Annotated in this window: 18 protein-coding genes; 4 read left to right on the top strand and 14 right to left on the bottom strand. The window is 32.6% G+C overall.

The features are described 5' to 3' along the window. Positions 1–33: 33 nt before the first annotated feature. The 4 genes from TERY_RS12715 to patD all read right to left on the bottom strand — a co-directional run bounded on the left by TERY_RS12715 (position 34) and on the right by patD (position 5,912). A complete protein-coding gene (locus tag TERY_RS12715) occupies positions 34–642 on the bottom strand; it encodes a nitroreductase family protein (protein WP_011612213.1) in 609 nt (202 codons plus the stop codon). A 2,389-nt stretch (positions 643–3,031) separates the two neighbouring features. Then, entirely contained in the window at positions 3,032–4,690 is a 1,659-nt protein-coding gene (locus TERY_RS12710) for a dipeptide ABC transporter ATP-binding protein (RefSeq protein WP_011612212.1), read from the bottom strand. A gap of 227 nt (positions 4,691–4,917) precedes the next feature. After that, a complete protein-coding gene (locus tag TERY_RS12705; RefSeq protein ID WP_011612211.1) occupies positions 4,918–5,529 on the bottom strand; it encodes a zf-TFIIB domain-containing protein in 612 nt (203 codons plus the stop codon). After that, the gene (patD, locus tag TERY_RS12700; protein WP_011612210.1) at positions 5,526–5,912 is read right to left on the bottom strand and encodes a heterocyst frequency control protein PatD; all 387 of its coding nucleotides are present in this window, start codon (positions 5,910–5,912) and stop codon (positions 5,526–5,528) included. The genes TERY_RS12705 and patD overlap by 4 nt, the downstream gene beginning before the upstream one ends. A 774-nt stretch (positions 5,913–6,686) precedes the next feature. Between patD and TERY_RS12695 the strand changes: the two genes are divergently transcribed. Next, a complete protein-coding gene (locus TERY_RS12695; protein WP_011612209.1) occupies positions 6,687–8,939 on the top strand; it encodes a RelA/SpoT family protein in 2,253 nt (750 codons plus the stop codon). 346 nt (positions 8,940–9,285) lie between these two features. Further along, the gene (locus tag TERY_RS12690; protein ID WP_011612208.1) at positions 9,286–10,665 is read left to right on the top strand and encodes an aldehyde dehydrogenase family protein; all 1,380 of its coding nucleotides are present in this window, start codon (positions 9,286–9,288) and stop codon (positions 10,663–10,665) included. Positions 10,666–11,394: 729 nt separating this feature from the next. Here the strand turns inward: TERY_RS12690 and TERY_RS12685 are convergent. The 6 genes from TERY_RS12685 to TERY_RS12665 form a co-directional block, all read right to left on the bottom strand. Next, on the bottom strand, positions 11,395–11,988 hold the full coding sequence (locus TERY_RS12685) for a hypothetical protein (RefSeq protein ID WP_011612207.1): 594 nt from the start codon (positions 11,986–11,988) through the stop codon (positions 11,395–11,397). Positions 11,989–12,119: 131 nt separating this feature from the next. Then, entirely contained in the window at positions 12,120–13,445 is a 1,326-nt protein-coding gene (locus tag TERY_RS12680; RefSeq protein WP_011612206.1) for a family 10 glycosylhydrolase, read from the bottom strand. 643 nt (positions 13,446–14,088) lie between these two features. Beyond that, positions 14,089–14,265 (bottom strand): hypothetical protein, encoded by a 177-nt coding sequence (locus TERY_RS33050; protein ID WP_155994416.1) that lies wholly within the window; start codon positions 14,263–14,265, stop codon positions 14,089–14,091. 1,009 nt (positions 14,266–15,274) lie between these two features. Then, the gene (locus tag TERY_RS12675; RefSeq protein ID WP_011612205.1) at positions 15,275–16,546 is read right to left on the bottom strand and encodes an acetylornithine/succinylornithine family transaminase; all 1,272 of its coding nucleotides are present in this window, start codon (positions 16,544–16,546) and stop codon (positions 15,275–15,277) included. A gap of 897 nt (positions 16,547–17,443) precedes the next feature. Further along, positions 17,444–17,905 (bottom strand): hypothetical protein, encoded by a 462-nt coding sequence (locus TERY_RS12670; protein ID WP_011612204.1) that lies wholly within the window; start codon positions 17,903–17,905, stop codon positions 17,444–17,446. 1,209 nt (positions 17,906–19,114) lie between these two features. Then, complete coding sequence (locus TERY_RS12665) at positions 19,115–19,591, bottom strand: hypothetical protein (RefSeq protein ID WP_011612203.1); 477 nt, start codon at positions 19,589–19,591, stop codon at positions 19,115–19,117. Between the two features lie 539 nt (positions 19,592–20,130). Between TERY_RS12665 and TERY_RS12660 the strand changes: the two genes are divergently transcribed. After that, positions 20,131–20,523 (top strand): DoxX family membrane protein, encoded by a 393-nt coding sequence (locus tag TERY_RS12660; RefSeq protein ID WP_011612202.1) that lies wholly within the window; start codon positions 20,131–20,133, stop codon positions 20,521–20,523. Positions 20,524–21,122: 599 nt separating this feature from the next. Next, positions 21,123–21,971, top strand: coding sequence for a DUF3598 family protein (locus TERY_RS12655; RefSeq protein WP_011612201.1), 849 nt, complete (start codon positions 21,123–21,125; stop codon positions 21,969–21,971). A gap of 283 nt (positions 21,972–22,254) precedes the next feature. Here TERY_RS12655 and coaBC read toward each other — a convergent pair whose 3' ends face one another. From coaBC to TERY_RS12635, 4 genes are all read right to left on the bottom strand, one after another. Continuing rightward, complete coding sequence (coaBC, locus tag TERY_RS12650) at positions 22,255–23,466, bottom strand: bifunctional phosphopantothenoylcysteine decarboxylase/phosphopantothenate--cysteine ligase CoaBC (protein WP_011612200.1); 1,212 nt, start codon at positions 23,464–23,466, stop codon at positions 22,255–22,257. A gap of 789 nt (positions 23,467–24,255) precedes the next feature. Next, positions 24,256–24,468: a protein IsiD gene (locus TERY_RS12645; RefSeq protein WP_011612199.1), complete on the bottom strand. Its 213-nt coding sequence runs from the start codon at positions 24,466–24,468 to the stop codon at positions 24,256–24,258. A gap of 364 nt (positions 24,469–24,832) precedes the next feature. Further along, positions 24,833–25,450, bottom strand: coding sequence for a serine esterase (locus TERY_RS12640; RefSeq protein ID WP_011612198.1), 618 nt, complete (start codon positions 25,448–25,450; stop codon positions 24,833–24,835). Positions 25,451–25,510: 60 nt separating this feature from the next. Next, entirely contained in the window at positions 25,511–25,996 is a 486-nt protein-coding gene (locus TERY_RS12635) for a hypothetical protein (RefSeq protein ID WP_011612197.1), read from the bottom strand. Positions 25,997–26,645: the final 649 nt, after the last annotated feature.

The raw sequence follows: 26,645 nt of genomic DNA, 5'->3' as shown, positions 1-26,645 counted from the left end.
AAATTAGTTTATAATAATAAAATTATAGTTAATTTATTTTGTGAACTGATTTTCAACTTTTAATTCTGCCAATGGTAATTGTCCTGGTTTAGGCCAAGGGTCTTTAACTTTTTTACCAATAGCTACCATAGGACCTATTACATAATCTTCAGGTAAATTAATCAATTCTGCTAGTTTTTCAATATCAAAACCAATCATCGGGCAGGAATCATAACCCATCGCTTTTGCTGCTAACATTAAAGTCTGCATTGCCATACCAATTGAACGTTGAGCTTCATCTCGTTGAAGCCATTCACGGTCTTTATAGAAATCGCCTGTCATACCTACCATCATGTTACTGACTTGCTCTGGAGCATTTTTCCAATAGCGCTCAACACCTTTTCCCCAAGCTTTCATATCTGCTGTAAAAAGAATGAGTAAAGAAGCATCTGTCATTTGGGCTTGATCAAAACCAAGTTCTCGAATCTTTTGTCGTAATTCTGTATCTCGCAAAATAACAAAACGCCAATGTTGAATATTAAAACTGGTGGGAGCTTGAATTGTTGCTTCCAAAAGCTTTTTTTCATCATCTTCTGTAATTTTATGGTTAGGATCAAAACCTTTAATAGCGCGACGCTGATAAATTGCCTCTAAAGTATCCATTAAGTCAAACTCCTCTTAATAAGTTTAAAATTTAGAAACTGATTCACTAGAATGAGCTTTTAAAATTCAAGTTAAAAACTCCGTCTTGCAATTCTTATTTTCTATGATTTTGTCACAGTTTTGTCAGATTATACCTCAAAAAAGTTGCTAAAGTTTTACAGTATTAATAATTCCAATTATTCAGTACTTGACTCGAAAGTACAAAGTTCTCCTAAAAAACTATTGACTTTAAAAGTTGAAAGTATTATAAAAATTTGCTTGCAGCATTTATAGTTATTTTAAGAAAGTTTTAACCTTAAGATAGCTGTCAGCCAAAGCTCGCAATAGTTCTTCCCAGAACTTTCCACTGTCTAGTAATTGACTTGTGGCAGCCAAAATATGATCCATAAATATAAAAAGATTGGGATTTGATAAAATAGATATAAATAGAGTTGTTGGGAATGTTGTTGGGAATTAAGCCCCAAAAATGGCTATAACCCAAAACAAATCCAGGTTTATATTCTTTTTAAGTCTTAAAATCATGAAAAGCTTATATAGTAAAGTTTTGATAATTTTAAATTTTTCCACACCCAATAAATCTAATATTGGTGATGGTAATTAAGTAGTTAGACAAACATACTTAACATAATTTTCTCCCCTCTTCTCTCAGAATTTTTTCGTGATGTAATGAGATAAAAGTTTTCCAGTTGATATCAGTATCTATTCCCAGCAATTCATATTAGATATCTCCAAAAAACATTCTCAAGCCCTTACCTTACTGTTCCTAAATTGGTATTTTTTGAGAGGTCTATTTAATAAACTGCTACTAAACTTATCTCAAATTCAACTGTGGAGAATTAAGTAAGTAATTCAAAGATAGTAATTTGCCGAATTGAGCACTATTCAAGTCAATACAAAACCCATCACTTCCATGAATAGGTGATTGATATAAAACAATCACTTTGGGTTTATTTATAGTAGAAAAAAAGTATTTATACAAGAAATAATCACATCATAATTAATTGTCACAGTTGAAACATAACTTGCTTGATTTTTCTGCAGATTCATGATTCTATTAACATTCCGACGGTAACGATGATGGCGACTCCGAATCCTTGAGTATTTCCTATATCCTGCCAGGCACTTATAACTCCAGAAATTATAATGAACCCTACTTTGTCTAAGTAATATCAATCAATTTTTTCTCCATATCTATAATTTTAAATTATTCTTTTTCTGAGCTTTTTTTATTCAAATTCTTCACCTATAGGGTACTCTTTCTAAAGCTTTAGACCAATGATGCGCTCCTAATTCTTAAACTTGTAATAATTTTTATCAGAGTTTTTTTGAGGTCACAATTCTCTACTCACTTTTAATTTTTTGATAAGACTTTCTTTAATTATCTTAGTTCTTCTTTTAAGCAGTTTTTTACACGAGCTTTTATTTGGGAATTGAAATATTAGTTAAAGACCTCTTCTTGATTACTGAATATGTATTACTACGCTTTCATATTCTGTTATATCAAACTAATTATAAATTGTTTAACGAGTGTCTTAAAAAATCCTAACTGACTATTAAGATTTATCCTTTTGCAGCTAGTAAATAGCAACTCTAAATCATTCTTGAAAATCACCAGTTTTATTTAATAATATAGTTATAAGCCCTGCTCCTTTTGCTTTTTGTATTCAGCATAAGTGCCTTCTCGTCGCCAATATTTTTCACTTTTCAGATAGGATTTTTATAGTATAATGTACTCTTTGACGTACTTGATACTTTAGACCTTTTATTTAACTTAAAAATATATCACCTATTTTCAAGTAAATATAATAATTGAAAGAAAAGATTAGGAATATTTTGTCTTGAATCAGAAAAAAATAATAAAACAAAGGATTAGTATACAGGATTTTTTTTATTTTTCAAGCTATGTATATGGTTATTGGAAGCATTAAAATACTTACTAAATGGCAACTATACTGAAGCTGATTAAGGATTCTGGATCTAGATTTATAAATTTGGAAATTTCTTAAGATATTTATTGAATTAGCATTTCATTTAATAGTTTAGTATTACAACTACTGAAGAGCCATAATTAGATATTTAAGTTCATAAACATTTCCATATTTGATAATATTTATATAGCAGTTTTATCAAAGGGTTGTCACGATTCAAAAAAAACAGAAATTAACTCCAAAACTTTTACCCATTTTCCCAAATCATCAAAATCACAATCCTAAAAAGTTGCCAGATTTTGAAGAAGGTAAAAATAGGACTACTATATGTATTTTTCCTTTGAAAAATAACTATTTCCTAAATTGTTTTAAAATACTTAAGTAAGGTATTTAGAAACATTTCAGTTCCATTTGTAAGATACACTTCCACTCCAAATTCAGTAACTTGTAGAATTCTGGTTTTACCAAAATTGAGGTGCAGCATTTAACAACATCTGAGTATAAGAATGTTGGGGATGATTAAATATTTCTTCTGTTTTCCCTTCCTCCACAATTTTGCCATTATTCATAACAGCAATTCTGTCACAAATAAATCTAGCTACCCACAAGTCATGGGTAATAAATAAGTAAGTTAAACTTAATTCTTTTCTCAAATCCAACATTAACTTTAAAACTTGAGTTTGAATAGTAGCATCTAACATACTTACAGGTTCATCACAAATAATTAGTTTTGGATTAGTAATTAGAGCTCTGGCTATAGCAACCCTTTGTTGCTGTCCACCAGATAGTTGGGAAGGGTATCGTGTACCATATTCTGATACTGGAGTCAAGCCTACTTTTTCCAATATTTCCTCAACTTGAATTTTAGCTTCCTCTGCATTAGCCAAATTATGGATAAATAGGGGATCAGCTACTATCTGGTTAATAGTCATCATGGGGTTGAGACAAGCCAGAGGGTCTTGAAATATCATTTGCATTTCCCTACGATAGGGTTGTAAGGCTGAGTGTGATAAGGTAGTTAAATCTGTACCTTGAAATTTCACTGAGCCAGAAGTAGGTTTGATTAACTGTAAAATAGTTCGAGTCATGGTACTTTTACCACAACCAGATTCTCCGACTAATCCTAATATTTCTCCTGAATAAAGATTTAAGTTGACTCCATCAACTGCTTTAATAAGTTTGCTTTTGCCAGAAAATAATAACTGTTCTATAAAATTACTTTCTAAGGTGTAATGTTTAACTAAATCTTTGATTTGCAAAATAGGTTTAACTGTTTTGGCAACTGTTATTTCTTCAGATTTTTCTGATTGAATTTGAGGAACAGTAGATTCAACTACTTGAATATGTAAAGCTGCTGCAAACAGAGATTTGGTATATTCATGTTGAGGATTTTGGATAATTTGTTGAATTGCACCTATCTCTACTATTTCACCTCCATACATTACAGCAATACGGTCACAATATTCTGCCACCATTGCCAAATCGTGAGAAATTAATAATAAGGAAGTCTGACGTTCTTGACAAATTTTGGTTAGCTCCTGCAAAATTTGAGATGCTATAGTTACATCTAAACTAGTAGTAGGTTCGTCAGCCACTATTAGTTTGGGATCCAGTAGAAGTGCTAAAGCGATCGCCACCCTTTGCCGCATTCCGCCACTAAATTCATGAGGATATTGAGACCAACGACTAGCAGGAATATTAACAGTTTCTAGGGTTTCTATAGACTTTTGTTGTGCCTGAGATTTAGATAGATGGGGTTGATGCGCAATAAGAGTTTCTAAACAATGATCTCCAATAGTCATTAATGGGTCGAGGCGAGTCATAGGGTCTTGAAAAACTAATGCTACCGCTTCACCTCGAAATTTTCTGAGTTGAGAGGGTTCCATCCTAAACAATGATTCTCCCTTGAAGGTAACAGACCCCTCAACTTCTGCTGACTTGGGTAATAATCTCATAGCAGCACGTCCAAGGGTAGATTTGCCACAACCAGATTCTCCCACTAATCCTAATTTTTCACCAGGTTGAAGTTTTAGAGAAACATTATTTACTGCCCAATGATATTTTCTCTCTTCTTCAGGATAAGCTACTCGTAGATTTTCTATACTAAGTAAGGGATTCATTGGTTAAAAGTTAAAAGTAATCTCTGGCTAAAAAATCAGGTATCCTACTCTTTTAAGACGGTCAAAAAAATTAACTTCAGTATTTTAAGGTTTTGACTGCAGCAGTCGGTACTGATCACTAGTAACTTATAACTAAAATGACTGAGTTTTTTCTGTCCAAATACTCCCCAAGTCCGCAAATGGAATCTAGCTCGGCATCTTAAATGGGTAGTAATACATGATAAAAATTATTCACTTTGACTTTTGATACTAAATGTTCCATTTAGTTCCTTTCTTTTATTTTCAAATCTGCGTAACATATAAGTAGCAGCACAGTCTGCTTGGGGGTAAGTTTCCAATATATCTGTTAATTGAAAAATATACTCAGCTATTTCTTCTCCCAATTTATCAATGACAGTCTCACGATTAATCATTTCTTGTTGATGCTCTCGCACTCTTGCTTGCCATTGACTGGAAAATATCTCGTTAATTTTAGTGTGAAGACCAAGCTCTTCTAAGATGTTCCACTCTTCGCTATTATCAAACCAGATACCTCCACAACTCATGCAACGTTCTATATAGAAAGGTTGTTTAATGTTTATTCTGCATCGTGATAAATAAGTACCACATTCAGGACACAGTCCTGCTTTACCATCAAACAAAGAGGGGACAAAATCTTCAAATTGATTATAGTAGGGCAAAGTTTCTTCTGGAGCATACCATACAGGTAAACTGGATAACCATGCTTCATAATCTTTTGCCGAAATCCAAAAACCTTCAGACTTAGGACAGTATTTTACCGGGATAATATCATTTAAAATAGCGTCTTCTAACTCTGCATCGCATTTAGGGCTTTTCATCCTGTTTTTTCCTGATTCTGTATTAATTTGTCTTGACCAAGTATAATTCTACAATAACCTTTAAGAGTTTTTAGGCGATCGCTAATATTGGCCAGCCGTGTTTTTTGTGTTTGACAGTTTTGGGATGCTTGTAAAAAGCTAACATCTAGATTCAATAGTTTAAATTGCTTATGAATCTCCGTCAAATAAGACTGTATCTTGGATGCTATAGATGGGTCTAGTTCAGAGCTATCTAAATTAATAATCTGAGTCTCAAACCACCCTTGGGCTTCCTGAAAATTGGCCAATATTTTTTCTAGTTCTATTTCTGTCACATTCTGTTGTAACTGATTTATAAGTTGACTTAATTTTTGATACTGCTGATTATACTTCTTTGGTAACATAATATAAATAAATCGAAACTTGCATATATTATTATTAACAGACGAAGTAATACCGTCATATATTATTTAGTATATTAAGTAATACTATTCTATATTATTAACATATAGAGTATTAAAGGTTGATAGAAGTCAAAAGTCAAAATTCAAAAGTCAAAAGTAAAAAAATATAAAGATTAGACAGTAGCATATTTTTAAGGCACTATAGCTAAAAGTAAAAAATTAAACGTTAAAAAATCATATAGTAGTAGATTTTCCCAGAAACTATAAGTTAAAAGTGAAAAGTCAAAAAATCGGATAATAGCATATTTTTGAAGGTACTATAGTTAAGAGTGAAAAGTAAAAAAAATCATAGGAGAAAAATGAAAGTATAAAAATCACAGATTATCTACAGAAAAACTAGAAAATTTAAGTAAAAATCTAGTTGATAGTTATATTACTTTATAATAAAATAAAGATATGTAATTCAATTAGATACTACTAGGAAAATACACAAATATAACTGGTAGTAGTTTATTGCAATTATTGTAGTAACGGTATAGTTATGATTCCAGCTTTTATCTACTATTACTTATTACTACACATGACTATTACAGCAATCATATCAAACGATTGTCAAAATTAAAAAGCCAGAAATAAGTTCCAAAACTCTTGCTCATTCACCCCGTTATAAAAAGTGGGAAGATTTTGGAATTGTAAAAGTAGGATTGCTATATATAGCTGTTTTATACAGAAATAAACTAATATTTGATACTTATTAACTCTAAACTAATTACTATGAAAACAAAAACCGTCACACCGAAAGCTCAAATTTCATGTGTAATTCCTGATTGGTTGCAAGAATGTCTAGATAACAGAAATAAGGGCAATAATGTTACTAGTTGTTCAGTGGATACAGCATTAATTTGTCGAGCATTTGAATTTGCATATAAGTTACATGAAGGGCAGTATAGAAAATCAGGAGAACCTTATATTTGTCATCCTGTAGCCGTAGCAGGATTATTAAAATATTTAGGTGGTGATAGTACCATGATTGCTGCAGGTTTGCTACATGATATTGTTGAAGATACTGACGTAAAAATTGAAGAAATAGAGGAAAAATTTGGTTCAGAAGTAACTTTATTAGTAGAAGGTGTAACTAAACTTTCTAAGTTTAATTTTTCTAATAAAACAGAGCTACAAGCTGAAAATTTTCGCCGAATGTTTTTGGCAATGGCAAAAGATATTAGAGTCATTGTTGTCAAGTTGGCAGACAGATTACATAATATGAGAACTCTCCAACATTTACCTTCTCATAAACAGTTAAGTAAAGCATTAGAAACACGGGAAATATTTGCACCACTGGCAAATCGTTTAGGAATTGGTAGGATTAAATGGGAATTAGAAGATTTATCTTTCAAATATCTTGAACCAAATGCTTATCGTGAAATTCAAGAGTTGGTAGCAGATAAAAGGGTAGATAGGGAAGCTAGATTATTAAAAATGACAGAAAATTTACGACAAAAATTAGACCGCTTAGGAATAGAATGTTACGACATTAGTGGTCGCCCTAAACATCTTTATGGAATTTATCGAAAGATGTACTTAAAACAAAAAGAATTTCACGAAGTATATGATATTTCTGGACTGAGAATTATTGTAGAAAAAAGAGAAGATTGTTATCGAACTTTAGCTATTGTTCATGACTCTTATCGTCCTATTCCTGGAAGATTTAAAGACTATATTGGTCTGCCAAAACCTAATCGTTATCAGTCGTTACATACAGGAGTAATAGGTATTACAGGTCGTCCGGTAGAGGTGCAAATTAGAACTGTGGAAATGCACCATGTTGCTGAGTATGGAATAGCTGCTCATTGGAAGTATAAAGAGACTGGTTATAGTAATACTAATGTTAATATTACGACAGAAGATGAAAAGTTTACTTGGCTTAGACAGTTATTAGAATGGCAAAGTGACCTGAAAGATGATCGGGAATATTTGGAAACTATTAAGGGTGATTTATTCTCTGAAGATGTTTATGCATTTACACCAAAAGGTGATGTTATTTCCCTCAAACATGGATCGACACCAATAGATTTCGCTTATCGTATTCATACAGAGGTAGGAAATCATTGTACAGGTGCTAAGGTAAATGAACGAATAGTACCTTTAGATACTCCTTTAAAAAATGGTGATATTGTCGAAATTTTAACTCATAAAAATGGCCATCCTAGCTTAGATTGGCTAAATTCTGTGGTTACTGGTGGAGCACGAAATCGAATTCGTCAGTGGTATAAGCGTTCCCATAGAGAAGAAATTTTAGCTAGAGGTCGAGAATTATTAGAAAAAGAATTGGGTAAAAAAGGTTTTGAATCTTTACTCAAATCTGAGCAAATGCGACTTGTTTCTGAAAAATTTAATTATCATAATGTAGATGATTTATTGGCTGGTTTGGGATATGGTGAAATAACTTTAAATTTAGTGGTCAATCGATTGCGAGATGCTTTTAGAGAAGTCACAAAAGTTGAGGAAAATTCAGATATTTGTTCAGAAAAATATTTACACAAGTCTACTCAAATTTCGTCTCCTAATAATTATCATCCAATCGCTGGAGTTGAAGGGTTAATGTATCATTTAGCAGGTTGTTGTAATCCGATTCCAGGTGAGCCTATTATTGGAGCTGTAACTCGTATAAATGGTATTTCTATTCATCGTCAAGGTTGTTCTAATATAGAAAATGTACCTGGAGAAAGGTTAGTTCCTGTTAGTTGGAATAATGCTAATGAAAATAATGGAAGACCGAAAACTTATCCAGTTAATATCTATATTGAAGTTATAGATAGAGTGGGTGTTCTCAAAGATATTTTATCCCGTTTGATGGATAATAATGTTAATGTTAAAAATGCTCAGGTTAAAACAAATCCTGGTCATACTGCTATTATTAATCTATGTATTGAAGTGAGCGACTGCCAACAATTTGAACGTAGTTGTACTCAGATTAAAAATATAAGTGATATTTTGAATTTACGTCGTGTTAGTCAGGTTGAATAGTATTTTTAGTTAGGAGGAATAAGTAGTAAGGAAAAGTCAAATGTAAGTATTCAGCTTTTAAGTATTAAAGGAATTACTGAAGGTGAGCTGAACGCCTTTTTATTTCAGCGGGGAATGTCATGAAACGTAACTTTGAATTCTCTTTGAAGACTAATTTTTGATAGAAAATTACAATGATTTAATAACTCATTGCTAATAGCTGATAGCTAACTGCTAAGTACTTACAGAGTGCCTATCCTATTTCTCAGACTTTAACTTTTTATGCCTCAATTTAGTCTTATATCCAAGGGCAAATATTGAATTAATACCTCAAACTTTCTTGTATCTCAAATTTAGGATAAAAACTATGCTTTTAGACCAATCATCTATAAGTAATTTATTAAATAAACAACGTAAATTTTTTGCTACAGGAAAAACCAAAAATATTGACTTTAGAATAGAACAACTAAAGGGTTTAAAACAGGCAGTTTCAGATTATCAAAACAAAATAGTTGCTGCCGTTAAAGCAGATTTGAATAGAGCGGAATTTGAAGCATATTTTGAACTGACTTTTTTTCCAGAGATAAATGATGGGATTAAAAAGCTGAAATCTTGGGCAAAACCTCGTCGGGTTTCTACTCCAATTGAACAGTTTCCTGCCGGAGCTAAAATTTATCAAGAACCCTTAGGGGTTGTGTTAATTATTGGAGCTTGGAATTATCCTTTTCAATTAGTTATTCATCCCTTATTGGGAGCGATCGCTGCTGGAAATTGTGCGATTATTAAACCTTCGGAAATAGCTGTTAATACCTCTGAGGTTGTTGCAGATTTAATTGCTCATACTTTTGACTCTAGCTATATTGCTGCTGTTACAGGAGGAGTGGAAAAAAGTCAACAGTTATTAGCCGAAAAATTTGACCATATTTTCTTTACTGGAGGAACAAGAGTAGGGAAAATAGTTATGGAAGCTGCTGCTAAAAGTCTCACTCCTGTTACTTTGGAATTAGGTGGAAAAAGCCCTTGTATTGTTGATGATGATATTCAGTTAGAATATACAGCAAAACGTATTACTTGGGGAAAGTTTATTAATGCTGGTCAGACTTGTGTTGCTCCTGATTATTTGTTGGTAAATAAGTCGGTTAAGTCTGATTTGTTGGAGAAAATTAAACAGTCTATTGATAAGTTTTATGGTAAAAATCCTGCTAATAGTCCAGATTATGGTCGGATTATAAATGAAAAGCAATTTAATAGATTAAATCATTTGTTGGAAGAAGGAAAAATTTTTATTGGTGGTGAAACAAAGTCGGAAGAACTTTATATTTCACCTACAGTTATTGAGGGAGTTAATTGGGATTCAGGAATTATGGAGGAGGAGATTTTTGGACCTATTTTACCTGTTTTAGAATATGAAAATTTGGATGAGGCGATCGCTCTTGTTAATTCTCGTCCTAAACCTTTATCTCTTTACTTTTTTTCTCGAAATAAACAGAAACAAGAACAAGTTTTAAGGGAAACTTCTTCTGGAAATGTTTGTATTAATGATACTGTGATGCAGTTTGTTGTGAGATTTTTGCCGTTTGGAGGTGTGGGAAATAGTGGTATTGGTAGTTATCATGGTAAAGCTAGTTTTGATACTTTTTCTCACTATAAAAGTGTATTGAATAAGGGATTATGGTTTGATTTAAAATTCCGATATGCTCCTTATAAAAATAAGGTTGGTTTGATTAAAAAAATAATTTTTTGGTAATATTTGGCTGTGTTGTGTTTCGTTAGCTCAACCCAACATACATGAATATTTTGATCGTTCATGTATAGGAGCAAGATGCTCCGACTGCTGAAAAATTATGGGATATCTCCTTGAAAATTAGTCTCCCAAGCCGAACTCCTTTGATAAGTAGGTCGGTTTTGAAATTTGTCCCTATGTAACAAAATGTAAATTCACCTCAAATTAATTTTGTAGAGGAGCTTGAAGTCAGTATACAAATCTTAATATAGCTAAGTTTTTTCATGCCTAGCTACTTAGATAATTAAGGGAGAAATTTGATTCTCAAGTTGTATAAAAAAAAAGGTGTTGCTAAATTAAGGGATGAATATAATTGGAGCGAACATTCTAACAACCTAAAAATATAACGAATAGGCAAGATGCTCATTTGAGAAAAGTATTAAAATTATTTTCCTTTTATGCAACCCCTGCTCGTGCCATGTTGGCCTGGAATTACTTAAATAAAATAGGAACTATATCTTGGTAAAACTATTTATATTTGTATATAATTGTGATTCAATGTCATAATTATATACTTACTACTTAGCACCAGAAAGAGGGATCGGTACTAAATAAAATATTATAGTGCTAGCTTTCAGGTAATTTTAGGTAAAAATTGATATATGGAAACTCCCGAACAACTAAAAAAGAAAAAAGATGATGAACAGCCAAACGATAACTAGAGGAAACTCAAAAGTTCAAGCTTTGTATTTACTACCGCATCAAAGCAATACCTGTAATTAGGGCAACAAAAAACCATGTCACAAATAAACCAATAACCTCACTAATAAACAAACCTATCGCTTCATAGATCAAGCCACCTACTAACCAACCTAGAGGCAAACCAATTGCCCAAGCTAGAATATTTGCCATTATCCATCGCTGTGGCCGAGAAATTTGCCTTTTCACTACAAACCATTGAGCTAATCCCAAAATCCCTCCCATAATAGCACCATTAATAACTCCATAAAACAACCTCAGCCAAATTTGTTCTGTTCGTGGAGCGATCCAACCTAACGCCCCTAAACTACTTGCCCCAATTAATAACCAAGCCACAATACTGACTACAACCCACCATCTGCTCTGGAAAATTCGATTTCTTAGCACCAACCATTGTGCTAATCCCACCACAGCACCACCCATAGCTCCTGATATAGCCCCCACATAAGGTTTCACATCCACTTCTACAAACATTAAGCTGACCAAAAAGCCAATAAGAGTGAAAAATACCCACCGCAAACAAAAACTCCATCCAGTGTTTTTGGGTTTAGTACTATAAGAAAAGTAATATAATTCGCTAACTGACATCAAAAAAAATTTTCTAGCAACTTTACATCTAACTTATAGATTCTACACTGATAAGTATACTTTGAACAAATCGGGGTTAGTAATTTATGGGACTACTAAATTGTAGGGGTAATACCACCCCAACTACCTTGTTAGGGCAACCATGGGGTAAGTGGTTGAGCAAATTTAGGACGGTGTACAGAAGTGGGAAACATTTTCTTAAAAGCAACACGCCGCTTTTGGGGTGACTCTGGAGTCATATAACTCCATAAGGTTTCCCAATAGAAAAAAGATACTCCAGCAAAGTGTCGTTCACGGACTGCTTTTACCTGTTGTTTAATTTTATCAATTGTCATAGTTGTTTTCAAAGTCCCTGTGAGTATACCAATACTGAAAGGAATTTTATTTTTAGCAATTTTAACGTCTGGCTGTTCTAACTCTTCTAAGAATGAAGGCAAATCATCTCGGTACACCTGCAAAATAAATTCATCTACTAAACCTCTCTCGATCCAAGTTTGCCAGTCTTGTAGATATAATTTGTAGGCAAAATCATAAGGATTAGAAGACAAAGACACAATACAGTTAGGTTTAACAGCTTTGATAGATTTGTAAAGTCTTTCTATGAAAGCAGTAATTTGATTTGCCCGCCATTGCATCCATTCTGGATCTGTAAAATTTTCTGGAGGCTTTTTTCCCTGATGCTGTTCTTGATAAAGGTAAATTGTCATTGGATCGTAGCCAAATTGTACTGGCATTCCAAAGCGATCGTCTATTTGAATTCCATCGACATCGTATTTTTTGACAACTTCTAATATTAGCTCAAGAATAAAGTTTTGTACTTGAGGATGAATGGGATTAAGCCAAACATTATAGATGGATAGCGACTGCTGTAGTTGGGTTAATAAAGACTGTTCATCTGATTTTGGTAGTAAATCTTTCAGCTCTAGTTCAGAGAATTGTTCAGAAAAATTTCTATTTTTGTCAAGACTCGTTGTCACCCACTGAGGATGACGTCTGACTAACAGAGAGTTTATTGGGGCCATGAAACCATATTCAAACCAAGGGATAACTCGTAAACCTTGGCGATGGGACTGTTGAAATATTTCTCTGAGTACATCTTGACCAAGGCGAAATGCAGTTAGAGTTGGGTCTTGAGGTTGACCTATGATTTTTTTGGCGACGTCACTGGGGTAAAAGGTGTTACCTCGGTTCCAGGTGACAGGATAAACTGTGTTGAAGTTGAGTTGAGAAAGTTGACGGAGGGCGCGATTAATTGCCCACGGACTGAATAATACGTTACTACTAACGTTAGTTATCCAGACTCCACGTACTTCTTTTTTTTCAGGTGTAGCTTTGATGGTGACTGGAGTTGTCAAGGTTAATATTGTGCTTAGGAAAACATAGAAGATGGCGATCGCTACTCCTATTACTAGCAATATTTTTAATCGTTTGAATTTATGATTATTTTTATTAGTCATTATTTTGGCTGTCTTGCATGAAAGTTGCGATATATCTGGTTTGTTACTGGCCTCAAAGTAATACTTTTCTTAATCAGACCAACAGAAAAGTAATTAAACTATCCTAAACAATAACTATTCCCAAGGTAGCTACTGAATGTAGGACGAAAGTTAGGGGACTAATGAGCATGGATATCGTGTGACCTATGTTAATAACCAGGAATAGTCTCTCAGGATATTTTAACTCATACTTGTCAGTCGCAATAAAGGTATAAGGGAACGACGAAATATCCTTAGAGTACCTAAGCATATTAGGTCGAAATTGATAAAAGTCATTCAAGGTCAATCTATACATTAATCTAGGTTTGAAGGATGGTCAAATTGGTTAAGAAGTATATATATTCAAACTTACCTACTCCTAGACTGAATTTATCGCAATAATTAGCAATGAATAAAGCTAAAATACTAATTTACAAGAAATTTCAGTAGTTAAGACTAGAAAAAATAGTTGTATAGGTATTGATTTTAATACTGATTCAATTTCGGGTAGTCCTGTAGATGTAGTGATAAAATTACGGTGAAGCTATCACTTCATTATAATGGTGATGGTGAATATAATATCTTTGTAAAACCCTAGTTATTTTCGCACTTTTTTAGAAAAAGATCAAGTTTTTTCTGACATTCCCAAGAAATTATTTGACGTTAAGTATAATTTAATCTTTCCGTTGTAGGTAGTTAAAGCAGTTTCTTTACCTACTAATTTATGCTGACAATTAGGAAAACGATCATCATAAGCTGACCAGAAATCTGTATAATGCTCTTGTACATTGCCTGTAGACACCAGGCAGTAGATTTCACAGCGTAAGTGTGCCTTGTTATCCTATTTATGCTGAAAAGTTCAGTTCGTTAATTACAGCTTTTAGTTTAGCTCATTTAAGTTAGAACCGCTATATAGGACTACCAAACACAAAAAAATCAGCCAGTTACAGCTAACATTTTCAACCAAGTTTTTGCATTTATTCAGGAGCAATATCCAAGTTATCCAAGGGTAGATGCATTTCTTGATGATTTGATTATTCCTTCTCTAGAAATAGATTTGAGCAAAACTTCAGGGTTTGCAACTCAAAACAAAAAGGTAATTGAAATTTACCAAAAACTTGAGAAGTTAAGGAATAATAAAGGAGAAGATATAGATTTTTTTCAGGTCATTGACGAATTTATAAATTCACTAGAACACTAAGTTGATGATGGTGCGTTACATTTCATAAACGCGCCGTTCTAGAAAATTACCCAAATTTACCTACATGTGGTTGTATAAGCTTTGGAGCTAGCTTCGGTGTTTCACGCTGATGCTACTGAGCGCAGCCTGTAACTTATCTTCACTCTTCAGACAAAGAAGATAAAGCTACTTCTTTACATAATTTGTACATGGGGTTTTCCCTCCTTATCCCAGCATTAAAGTCTTTGCCTTCCTTCAAACTGCAGTTATCACATTCATAAGTTTTCTCTTGTTAAATAAGGTTTACTGAAAAAATATAGATGGTAAGTTTAGCAAGACTTACCCACTTATCTGAAAATTACAGAATATCTGTAGGGGTTAACCATCGTGAGTGCTCCGCAACATGAAAACTTCTACTATATATGTTGATAGTTACATAAGTTATGGTTAGGAGTTATGTCAGTTATTATCTGAGGAGCTGAACAGTAACCGCCCTCAATATCTGGGTTCAAAAAAATGCTAACTTATGTGAGCTTTTTGAATCAAAAAGCTAGCATTTTTTATATACCAAAAAAAGCGCTGTCTTTATCTGACAACACTAAGACTTTTAGCGGGTTTGAGAAAGATCCACCTAATTAACAGTATTAGCGATCGCCTTTGCCAAAAGATCCATAGCTTCCTTCACTTCAGTCTCAGTAACTATCAGTGGAGGTACAAACCGTAAAACCTTTGGACCCGCTGGCACAATTAACAACCCCTCATTCATAGCCGCTTTAACTATATCAATAGAAGTTAAAGTTGCCGTGGCATTTAACTCCAGACCATTAATTAAACCCCAACCTCGAACTTCGCTAAACAAGTTAGGATACTTATCTGCAATAGCCTTTAATTCTATCCGTAACTCATCCCCCCTCTGCTGTACATTTGCCAATAAATTTTCTTGTTCCAAAGTATGACAAACCGCCAATGCTACCGCACAAGCAAAAGGGTTTCCACCAAACGTGCTAGCATGACTGCCTGGTTCAAACACATCACAGTGAGATTTACATAACATTGCACCGATGGGAATACCACCACCTAACCCCTTAGCAGAAGTGAAAATATCTGGTTCAATGCCAAGATTTTCATATCCCCAAATTTTGCCACTACGCCCCATTCCTGCTTGTACTTCATCTAATATTAAAAGAATGCCTTTCTCATTACAAATTTCTCTAATTCTTTTGAAGTAAGTCATATCACCGGGGCGAATACCACCTTCTCCCTGTAGTGCTTCTAGCATAATAGCTGCAACTTGTCGTTTGTCTTTGTCTAATTCTTCGATCGCACTTTCTATCGCAGCAATATCATTGTAGGGCACATAATAAAACCCTGGCATTAACGGGCTAAAACCTTTGTGATATTTCGGTTGTCCAGTTGCGGTCATAGTTGCCAGAGTTCTTCCATGGAAGCTAGCATGGGCAGTCAAAATTGTTGGATTTTCGATGTTTAACTTTTCGTGGGCATATTTACGGGCAAGTTTAATTGCTCCTTCGTTGGCTTCTGCTCCAGAATTACAGAAAAATGCTTTATCAGCACAGGAGTGTTGTATTAACCATTGTGCTAATTCTCCCTGAACTGGAATATAGTATAGATTAGATACATGATGCAATCTTTTAATTTGTTCTGACACTGTTGCCATCATCACCGGGTGAGCGTGACCGAGAGTGCAGGTAGCAATTCCAGCAACAAAATCCAGATATTCTTTTCCTTCTGTATCCCAAACACGACAACCTTCGCCCCGTTCGATGGCAATGGGGAAACGCCCATAAGTGTTCATTACATAAGTGTTAAAGTTGTCAGCACTAAATGTTGTATATGCATTAGATGTTTCTAAAGACTGCTGAACTATTGTTTCTGGACTCATATAATTATACCTTTAATTATATTCTCAAAATTAATGTTAATACTAACTGAATATTAGAAGATAATATATTTTTTTTCCAGTTTTTTTAACTTATCATAACTTACCCAGGCGAACCCAGAAACCTGGATATCTTTTGTTAAAAATAAAAAATTACTCTAGAAACCGGGTACCCCCATGAATCAGTCCTACTTTCTGGTATTTTTGGCAAAGGAAAAAATAATTTTATATCTTATCAACTCTTTTCTCTATTATTGGCTATTATTTAGATTGTTTTAAAGTTTATCTTTGCTATTAATAAATTAATTGATATAGTAATGGATGTGATCAATATTTTATCAATCTAGAATAATTGAGATAATAATTGGCTAGTATTAATCTCAATTAGTCATGAAAAATTATGTTTTTTTCATCTTAAAACTGGTAATTTTCCTAATACCAATAATTATGAATTTATTGACCATTTAAAATATTAAAACAGATCGTAATAGGTCTAATCTATAACAATTTATTTGCTTAAATATTCCCATTTTTGTCTATTTTTTTTATTCATGACTTTCTTGTTAATAAAAAAAATAATTACGGAGATTATAGACAATAAAAATTACCAGGAATTAATGCTATACTTAAGTAGTAACTCAGTTATTAAGTAATTCATAAAAAGAATAATTTTATTACTTACCTTAGTTAAATTAATGTTGGTTTAATAAATATTTACCTCTCCCCTACTCCCTAAATAGGTTACATTCAATACCCCTAACCTTAATCAAAAGCGATGGTTAAAAGTTTTGTATAAATAGTATAAACCTACCTTTTGAAGACAAAATATTTTTATATATTTACTCTAAATCTTTGTTATAAAAATAACTTCTGACTTATAACCTTTAACTTTATTAATCTTTACCTCTTAATTTTTAATCCAGTCATAAGTTCCAGGTCTGTTCTAAACAAAAGAGCATCTCGACTACGAACATCAATAACAGTTACATTTTGATTATTTTGGTCATCCCAATAAACAATTGCGACTTGAATTCTAGCCTGTTTATCTATTGCACTAATTATCCCACCAAGAGGAGAAAGAAGACCCTTAGCGACACTTTTTTCTACTTGACTTTTAGCATACTGTCCTGTAGAAATTTCTGTAATATCATTTTTTGTTAAATTTAAGTTAGCATCTTGAAATTCTTTCTTTCTAAACTTTATATCCAGAGTTCTAGCATCTGTATCTATAGTCACTGCACATGGTTTTAACTCCCCATTATTCTGATTTAAACAATAAGCGCCGTGAGTTCTTACCAAGGCAATGTTAACAGGAAAAACTAATGAAAAAGCAGAGATCAAACTAATTAATTTATTTTTCATAACTCCAGTAAAATAATTAACCGCTTCAGAAATATATAATAATTCTATCTCAAGAGTGAAAAATTGAGGTTGCTCTGAGGGAGCAAGCAGGAGACACTTATATCATGTCGAGTTGAATAATTACACTTTAGAGGTAATAAGGTAGGAGGATCTGTGGCTCTCAGCAGAAGGATAAAATTTGTATTTACAGTCGTTAGTTTTTGGATAACTTATTATCCAGATACAATATTATACTGAAGCCACAGGAGTTGGAACTATTTTTTAACAAGTCTAGTGATTTTACATAAAATTTAAGATTGCTATATTTTGTAAATACTCATTATAAATACTCAGAATAGCTTTAGCAAAAAAAATCGTTTAAAAAAACGCATTTGAGGCTAACTTTTTTGGGAAATATTACTCAAAATATCCATTGCAAAAACTTGAAAAATATTGTCTTAAAAGCTCAATTTTTACTATTACTTTTACTCTATTTTTTTGAACTATAACCATAATTTTTCACCAATAATATGATTTTTTTTTGACTTGATTTTTAGGATACTTTCCTGTATGAATTTCTGTAATTTTATTTTTATTTCAATTAAACTTAGCAGCTTAAAATTTTTCCTAGCTAAACTCTATATTTAAACTTTTATCATCCGTATCTATAGTCATTTTAGATAGTTTTAAATTCCTATTATCCTGATTTAAATAGTAAGTGCTGTGAGTTCTTACCCAGGAAATTTTAATAGGAAAAACCAATAAAAAAGCAGATATTCAACTAATTAATTTATTTTTCATAACTCCAGCAAAATAATTAATAGCTTCAGAAATATATAATAATCTTATTTCAAGAATAAAAGATTTAGGCAGCTTGAAGAGAGGAGGTAAAAGGCAATTATGCTAAATTTACAGGGGTGAGAACCATTTTTTAATAATCCTAATAATTTTACATAAAATTTAAGATTCCTATAGTTGATAAATATTCATAATAGTTTGGAAAAAAAAGGCAGCTATAAAACTAATTAGTTTATTTTTCATAACTGCAGCCAAATAATTAAAAGCTTCAGAAATGTATAATAATTATATCTCAAGATTGAAAGATTGAGGCTACATTTTAGGTAGAAAACTATACATTTTTTTCACTTTTTAGGCAAAAATTTTGCTGAAAGGTTACTCAAAATATCCGTGACAGAAAAAACTTTTTACCTCTGATTACTAACTTCATTATTAAGGATTTTCTATACTCCGAATTTTTAAACCAGTCAAACTTTCTAAGTCTTGTATTAAAGATTCACTATCTTTTGTCTTAATATCAATAAAAGCGATATTTGTTTTGTTTTGAGTATCCACATATTCAATTGCAAATTGAGTCCGTTTTTCTTTACCAAATAAACCAACTAATGCTCCTAAAGGACCAAGCACTAAACTTGCTCCAATAGTTTCTTTAGTTCTTTTTTGAGCGTGTTTACCACTTGAAATTTCAATAATTCTATTATTTTTCAACCTCAGATTATCATTTTGATATTTATCAGACCTAAAATTCAAAATTAAGCTATTTTCTATTGTAGAGACAATAACTATACATCCTTTCATTTTACTACTAGCTATATGGAGACATTTGGCGCCATGTTCTCCTGCTAAAACTAAGTTGTTAGTCAAAATAACTGAAGCAACAGATATAAATAAAGCAAATTTTTTCATCATATCAAAGTTCTCAATAATTTAAACTTAATAACCAGGTGATTACATCAATTTATGGCCTATTATATTGCTACTTATTATATACGGATCTTCAATGAGATTGTGCGTAAAATATTTTTTTGTACTTAGGAAATAGGAATTAGTAACAATAATGAATAGGGATAATAATTTAAGATTAGTATTCTATGATTCCATAAATACCAACAATTTCTCCAAGAAGGGATAGTTCGCAAATTCCTATTCACCACCCTCAAAGATCAAAGTTATATCCAATTTGGTTGAGTACTTATTATATAGTTAAAGAATATGGAGAAATGGAAAAACTAAATATTGGAGGTATGAATATTGAAGTAATCTAAGAAATTTTAAACATATATTGTAGAATCGAATCCTATATAATTTATTTAGATTTAAATAAAATTATAACTGTAAGCAAAGTTAAAGGTTTGTTTAGATAATTTTAAATTAAAAAAATATTAAAAAAAAATTGGATGCTTTAACTAAAATGAGAAGATAAAAGAATATTTTTTTACTCAAACAACATGAAAAATTTACAGCCTTGGATTTCACTCTTAGCTAGAATATTTCTCTCTGCTGTTTTTCTCAAATCTGGTATTGGTAAAATTTTTAGTGGAGCAAGTACTCAACAATATATGGAATCTTCAGGAGTTCCTGGTTGGTTATTAATTCCAACCATTATTGTTCTTTTAGTAGGTGGATTATCTGTTTTATTGGGTTATAAAGCTCGTTATGGAGCACTTGCATTAGTAGGATTTTTAATTCCAGCTACTCTAGTTTTTCATAATATTTTTATAGAGCCTGCTCAAGAAATTGCTTTTATGAAAAATCTGGGATTAATAGGAGGACTTTTAATGGTAACTTCCTTTGGTCCTGGTAGCATTAGTTTTGATGAAAAAAGTATTGATTTTAATTAAAATACACTTAGTTTTAGGGAATAGGGGAGTGAAAGAATAGAGTGGCAAAGTGAGAAAGTGAGAGACTAGGGGAGTAGTAGACATACGGTATCATATCAGACAAATGATATAGAAGAGGTGAATAATAAAATTATTACTAATACAGGTATCTTATACCAATTCCCGTGCATTAATACTAACTTTTTGTAAAACTTTAATTATTAAATAATTAATCTAAAATAAATAACCTTTTTTGCTCTCTTTAGCTAAGTTAATGTTCATTATTATTGTATTTAGTTCATCTCTATTCTCCTACTACCCTAGTTTCTTACTTAATAAAATTTATAAGTTTTTACCAAAAATAGTATTGCCCACTTTTAAATGTACCTTAAACATCAGCAATAAGTACTGTAATAATAATTCATTTTACTAGCTAATAATTATTAAAAAGGTTAAAATTTTTCTGTTAATTAATTAATAATTGAAGTGTGACTTAAGAATTAGATTAATTTTGAATTAGTACTATTAATAAATTCCAAAAGCTAATCTCATGTAGAGACTTGGGATTTTGTTTAATCTCTTTTAAAATAATAAAAAACTACAAATATTTCCTAAAAAATATGAAAACACAATGGGAAAATTTTCTGCAAAATCTTGGTGAATGGCACGGTTCATTTACTAAAATTTCTGACAAATTAGCAATACTGCAAGACAGACCTAGTATTCTGATTTTAGAAGGTCTTGATGACCAGAATAAACGAGTACGTTTAACACTACGTCGCTTTAACTCTTTTGTAAAAAATCCTGAGTCAAAAGCTGATGAAATAGTGATAGAATATAATACTACAGATCAAAATATTTTATATTTTGAAAATGGTGCTTTTTCTAGAGGAATAATGAAAATAACACCCTTTTCAAGATGTGTTACTGAGTTTTGTTTGATTAATAAAAATCGTCGTCTACGTTTAGTTGAATTCTTTAACCAAGATGGTAATTTTGATAAATTAATTTTAATTCGAGAAAAACGAGCTGGAACAGATGCTTTAGAAAACCCTCCTTTGACAGTAGATGATTTATTAGGAAAATGGCAGGGAGAAGCTATTACGATGTATCCTGATTTGCGGGAACCTAATACTTATACAACTCAAATGGAATTAAATATTGATAATACAGGTAGATTAGTTCAGGAAATTACTTTTGGTGATCAGAATCCGACAATTATTACTTCTAGCGCTATAATTGAAGGGTCAATTTTACATTTTGACCAAAGTTCTCAACCTGTCAAAGTTTTGTTGCTTCCTGATGGTGCATCTGCTACTTTACCTGTCAAAGTTGAGTTGAGAAAACCTTTATTTTTTGAACTTGGCTGGTTAGTTGAGCCGCAACTTCGTCAACGAATTATTCGTAGTTATAATGACAAAGGAGAATGGGTAAGTTCAACTTTTGTTACGGAGCAAAAAATTCAATAAAAAAAAGTTTTGCGATGTTACCTAACTTGCAAGGTGTCTGAAACTGCAGTTTTTTCCTTCTAATATGATCATCTCTGTTTTTCTGGGTGATCACTATTCTTAATTAGGGAAGGATTAACTTTGTACCTATCAGTAATATAGAAAAAATAAGCACAACCCCAATTTTGAATCGTCAGCCTAATAATTGTGCAGGTCAGTGTGAAGTTTACGGCAGAGCTATATGGGGAGCACCCCTATCGCGATCATGTCGAGATGAAAGTAGATTCATTCGCTTTATTCAGCATTAGTAGTTAGCGCCATACCTCTCTAAGACAAAATCCCACAAATAATGAGCCATCTCTAATTTACTACAAGAAGGAATATCTAGCTGCCGCCCTTCAACATCTAAAAAAATTCCCTGATTTGTATTACTGCCAAAACCTGCACCTTTTTGATCGATAGGGTTAGCAACAATAGCATCTAAATTTTTAACCCACAATTTTTCCAAAGCAGGGGGAACAATATCTCCAGTCTGTGCCGCAAAACCAATTAAATATTGGTGAGACTGCTTTAATTTTCCTAACTCTGCTACAATGTCTGGTACTGGTTTTAAGGGTAATGAATTTCCTAGGGATCTCTTGGCTAACTTCTCACCATTATACTTAGCAGGTTTGACATCTGCAACTGCAGCATTCATTATCACTATATCTGATTGAGCAAAATGAGCTAACATTGCTTGTTGCATTTGAGCAGCACTCACTACTTCTATCATTTTTACTCCTGATAATAGTATTTTTCCTACAATGCTATGCACCAAAGTTACATTTGCTCCGCGATGCAATGCTGCTTGAGCTAAAGCTATTCCCATTTTACCCGTAGAAGGATTACCTATAAATCTTACAGGATCTAAATGTTCCCGCGTTCCCCCTGCACTAATTAATATTTTCTTACCTACTAAATCTTTTTTGCCTGCTGTATATAATAAAGATTTTATCTTTGTAATTATTTCTTTGGGCTCTGCCATTCTACCTTTACCAATACGATCGCAAGCTAAAATTCCAGTACTAGGACTTATACCATGAAATCGTTTTTCTGCTAATATTTGTTGCCAGTTTCTTTGTACTGCTGTTTGTTCCCACATATCAGTATTCATCGCCGGAGCTAATAAAATGGGGCAACTGGAAGCCAAGATGATATTAGTCAGCAAATTATCTGCAAAACCATAGGTTAATTTGGCTAAGGTATTTGCTGTGAGGGGAGCAATAACTATTATTTCCGCCCATTCTCCTAACTGAATATGCAACGGGCGTCCGTGAGAGGGTTGCCAAAAATCTTTGTCTGTATAAGCGGGATAACGAGAAAGAGTAGATAAAGTCAGAGGTGTAATAAATTGTTGAGCAGCGTCTGTCAAAATTGCTCTAGTTTCAGCTCCAGATTTTACTAAAGTAGAAACTATTTCACAAACTTTATAAGCTGCAATACCACCACAAATACCAATTAAAACTTTTCTATCCATATAGCAATTTCCACAGTTTAATGGTACATTTATAATCCGCTATTTTTGCCCATAAAAAGGGGTGTTTTTTTGTTAGCTCCACCTGAAAAATAGGGGCGGGGAGGATCTAAACGTTTAACTCATAGATTAAATAATTTCTATAATATTTTTAATTAATAATTTGAAGTTAAGAATAAAAGAATAAGGAAGTCATCTCAAGTTTGATAAATATATTTGTAATTAATAATTGAACCGCAGATAAATATTTTATCAACTAGAAGTAATCAAAAACTTTTGAGTTGGAAAATTTATAAAAATTAACTCTTTAAAGTGGGCTATTCTGATTAATTTTTTCTATTTTTGACTACAATTTTATTTATTATGATACTTACCGATAAGTACTATATGTAGTCAGGGTAAACTGCTGAACAGTCCCTAAAGATGCTTTAGGATTTGATGTTTTACCTAGAGTGATTTTATAGATAAATGTATAATTTGTCTGATGACCTTGAAGATAAATGTTGAGAAATGGATAAAATTATCGAAAAAAACAGATTAATGCCACACTGACTTGATAGTTTTCGGTGTGGAGCAATTAGATAAAAAGCTAATTTAGATAAATTAGGAGTGTTAGGCCAAAAATATCCTGCTTTTTCTCTTCTTATAGCTATTGCCAGGGTGGCTAAGATATTCTTGCCCCTTTCAAATATAGTTCGTGCTCCGAATTTAATTTCGCGCCTTCTGCTATAAACCAACACTCCCAATTCAACAAATTATTAAATTAATAACTGGGAATTCACAATATTTTGCTTAAGCCTCATCACAAGGCTCTAGATCTAATAAATGGATATAAGGTTCAATTAATTCTGGGCGTTGAAAGGCGATCGCTCGTAATAAGTGCCAATCATTTAAACCCTCAAAAGGATTTTTATAGTCATCTTCCTCTAGACGAAAAGCTAACTTAGCTACATCATCTGTTGTCAAATTAGGTACTTCCTGTAAGGAACGGGTTATAGTTTGCATCAAAACCAACCTGCTTCATAAAGCTGATATCAAATGTCACAATTTACAGTTTGTGGCATTTTAATTTTTACTTCCTGTTTCTACAGTCACTGTCGGCAGCAAGACCTCCACAGGTATCAACGGTCAAGTTGACCGTATTTTTCAATTAATTTGAAAAATAAATTGAGGCATTTAAGTTTAAATATAGATATAAATAAACTTAAATCATAACACAAATGTGAGTTTCCATGACAAGTTTTCTAATTATTATTTAATTTTAATTTAGTTGGGCATAAATTTCATGTAAATTGAGTACAGTTATATCTAATGAAGAATACTTTTATTCTTTCATTAAGTCAATACTCTGTTTAATATAATAGTCTTTTTAGGCTTTTGCTATAACATCTATAACAAAACTTTGTATCAACTTCAAAATTTCCGGCCGAACTTCATGTCCCATATCAAATTCTTGATATTGTATTTTTGCCCCTAAGTTTGTGAAAGTATCACGCGATCGCCTCCCTTGTTCAATAGGTACAACTGGGTCTTCTATACCGTGTGCCATCAAAATGGGTGGTAATTTTTCTACAGATGGTTGAAGTGGAGAATGTAAATAGCTACTTAAAATAATTAACCCTGCTAATGGCAATGTGACCCCTACATCCATAGTCATTGCTCCACCCTGAGAAAAACCACATAGAATAGTTTTAGATAAAGGTATTCCTGTTTTACTTTCTAGAGAAATTAGGAAATTAATCAACATTTGGCGACTTTTCACTAAACCTCGGAATTCTTTGTTGGATAAGTCATACCACATTTTTCCTCCAGGTACTTTGGGATGAGGTAGTGGGGCGTCTGGGAACTCAAACCAACAATTAGGGAGATTCAACTCTGCTACAAAGGATGTTAAATCATTACAATTAGCTCCTAAGCCATGTAAGGCAACAAATAAAAAATTGGGTTCTAATTTAGGTCGAACGGAAATTGAATTTAATTGTGTCATTCCTATGTTAGGTGTTAGGTTTCAGGTTTCAGGTATTAAATGACTAGTTTTTCATATGTCCTAAACTGAGACGTATGTGGTAATTATTCGACGAGGTTGATTGAATGCTTCAATAGTCATTTTAATTCTACCTACTTTACCACTACTAGGATCTAGCGCATCGTAACGACGGGTGACTAGTCCTAACCGTGTTTCATACTGGGTTAGTCCTACATTTTTGTTTGGCCCAATTGTTTGATCCTGATCTCCTTCCCAAGTGGTCCAATCTTCAAATCGAGAACGCCAAGGCATGAGAGACCCATCAATTTCATCAGGAGAAAGTCCTTTAGAGGCCAAGTAGTCAGCAGCTAATTTTATGCCTACAGTAGTCGGACCTGTAAATATGGTTTTGCTTAATATATCATTATTAACTTTTACATTAGCTAATCTGGGATTAAGGGCAATTTTCTCATTTTTATAAGTACCCCAAAATGGATTGCTCTTTCTACCATCAGCACCTCTTTGAGCGAAGGGAGTTGGCTTTTGTTTATATCCGTTCTGGATCAATTTTGCATTGACAGTTTGAACAGTAGGCTAAATATAAGCGGAAAAATTTCGTAAATAATCCCACATTAAATAATGATATTCTAACCATTTCTCTTTCATTTTTTAATCTTATCTTACTTTGGTAATGACTCATAAATTAATCTAAAAGAAATAACTTTTTGACTCTCTTTAGGTAAGTTAATTATTGTTATGTTGACTTTTTTTCTACTACTCTACTTACCTACTTTTCTACTCAATTCAGCTAGAAAGAAAAATTAGCCTTCAAGAATAATTACAGCAGTTTTCATTTCGGTAGACAAAAGTAGGGACGTTTCGCTACGCGACATGAAACGCATTTTTGTTATGCAACGTCCCTACAAGGTTTTGGTTATGGTGATGTAGTTAATCAATTTTTGTATAAAAAATCTCAAAGTACCCCACTTTCCTACTGACCCTCTAGGGTCAAAGTTATGGGTTAGTCCGTACTCTTTAAAAAGATCAAAAAGAGCAAAACCCAACTAGAATATAGTCTGATATATTTGTAGCTCAAAAATTTCCCCCTTGTCTGCTAAAAAAGAGTGACGAAGGTCAGGCGATCGCATCAAAAATCAACTAAATTCCTTTGAACCATATTATAGTATCTTTGCCTAAGCCCTGTTAATATTAAAAC

The organism is Trichodesmium erythraeum IMS101 (assembly GCF_000014265.1).
Lineage (GTDB): Bacteria > Cyanobacteriota > Cyanobacteriia > Cyanobacteriales > Microcoleaceae > Trichodesmium > Trichodesmium erythraeum.
The sequence above is the reverse complement of the archived record's forward strand: the minus strand, read 5'-3'. Positions and strand labels throughout refer to the sequence as shown.

Coding starts and splice junctions, on each gene's coding strand:
- TERY_RS12715 (WP_011612213.1), bottom strand. CDS start 642: ATGGATACTTTAGAGGCAATTTATCAGCGTCGCGCTATTAAAGGTTTT.
- TERY_RS12710 (WP_011612212.1), bottom strand. CDS start 4,690: ATGAATCCCTTACTTAGTATAGAAAATCTACGAGTAGCTTATCCTGAA.
- TERY_RS12705 (WP_011612211.1), bottom strand. CDS start 5,529: ATGAAAAGCCCTAAATGCGATGCAGAGTTAGAAGACGCTATTTTAAAT.
- patD (WP_011612210.1), bottom strand. CDS start 5,912: ATGTTACCAAAGAAGTATAATCAGCAGTATCAAAAATTAAGTCAACTT.
- TERY_RS12695 (WP_011612209.1), top strand. CDS start 6,687: ATGAAAACAAAAACCGTCACACCGAAAGCTCAAATTTCATGTGTAATT.
- TERY_RS12690 (WP_011612208.1), top strand. CDS start 9,286: ATGCTTTTAGACCAATCATCTATAAGTAATTTATTAAATAAACAACGT.
- TERY_RS12685 (WP_011612207.1), bottom strand. CDS start 11,988: ATGTCAGTTAGCGAATTATATTACTTTTCTTATAGTACTAAACCCAAA.
- TERY_RS12680 (WP_011612206.1), bottom strand. CDS start 13,445: ATGACTAATAAAAATAATCATAAATTCAAACGATTAAAAATATTGCTA.
- TERY_RS12675 (WP_011612205.1), bottom strand. CDS start 16,546: ATGAGTCCAGAAACAATAGTTCAGCAGTCTTTAGAAACATCTAATGCA.
- TERY_RS12670 (WP_011612204.1), bottom strand. CDS start 17,905: ATGAAAAATAAATTAATTAGTTTGATCTCTGCTTTTTCATTAGTTTTT.
- TERY_RS12665 (WP_011612203.1), bottom strand. CDS start 19,591: ATGATGAAAAAATTTGCTTTATTTATATCTGTTGCTTCAGTTATTTTG.
- TERY_RS12660 (WP_011612202.1), top strand. CDS start 20,131: ATGAAAAATTTACAGCCTTGGATTTCACTCTTAGCTAGAATATTTCTC.
- TERY_RS12655 (WP_011612201.1), top strand. CDS start 21,123: ATGAAAACACAATGGGAAAATTTTCTGCAAAATCTTGGTGAATGGCAC.
- coaBC (WP_011612200.1), bottom strand. CDS start 23,466: ATGGATAGAAAAGTTTTAATTGGTATTTGTGGTGGTATTGCAGCTTAT.
- TERY_RS12645 (WP_011612199.1), bottom strand. CDS start 24,468: ATGCAAACTATAACCCGTTCCTTACAGGAAGTACCTAATTTGACAACA.
- TERY_RS12640 (WP_011612198.1), bottom strand. CDS start 25,450: ATGACACAATTAAATTCAATTTCCGTTCGACCTAAATTAGAACCCAAT.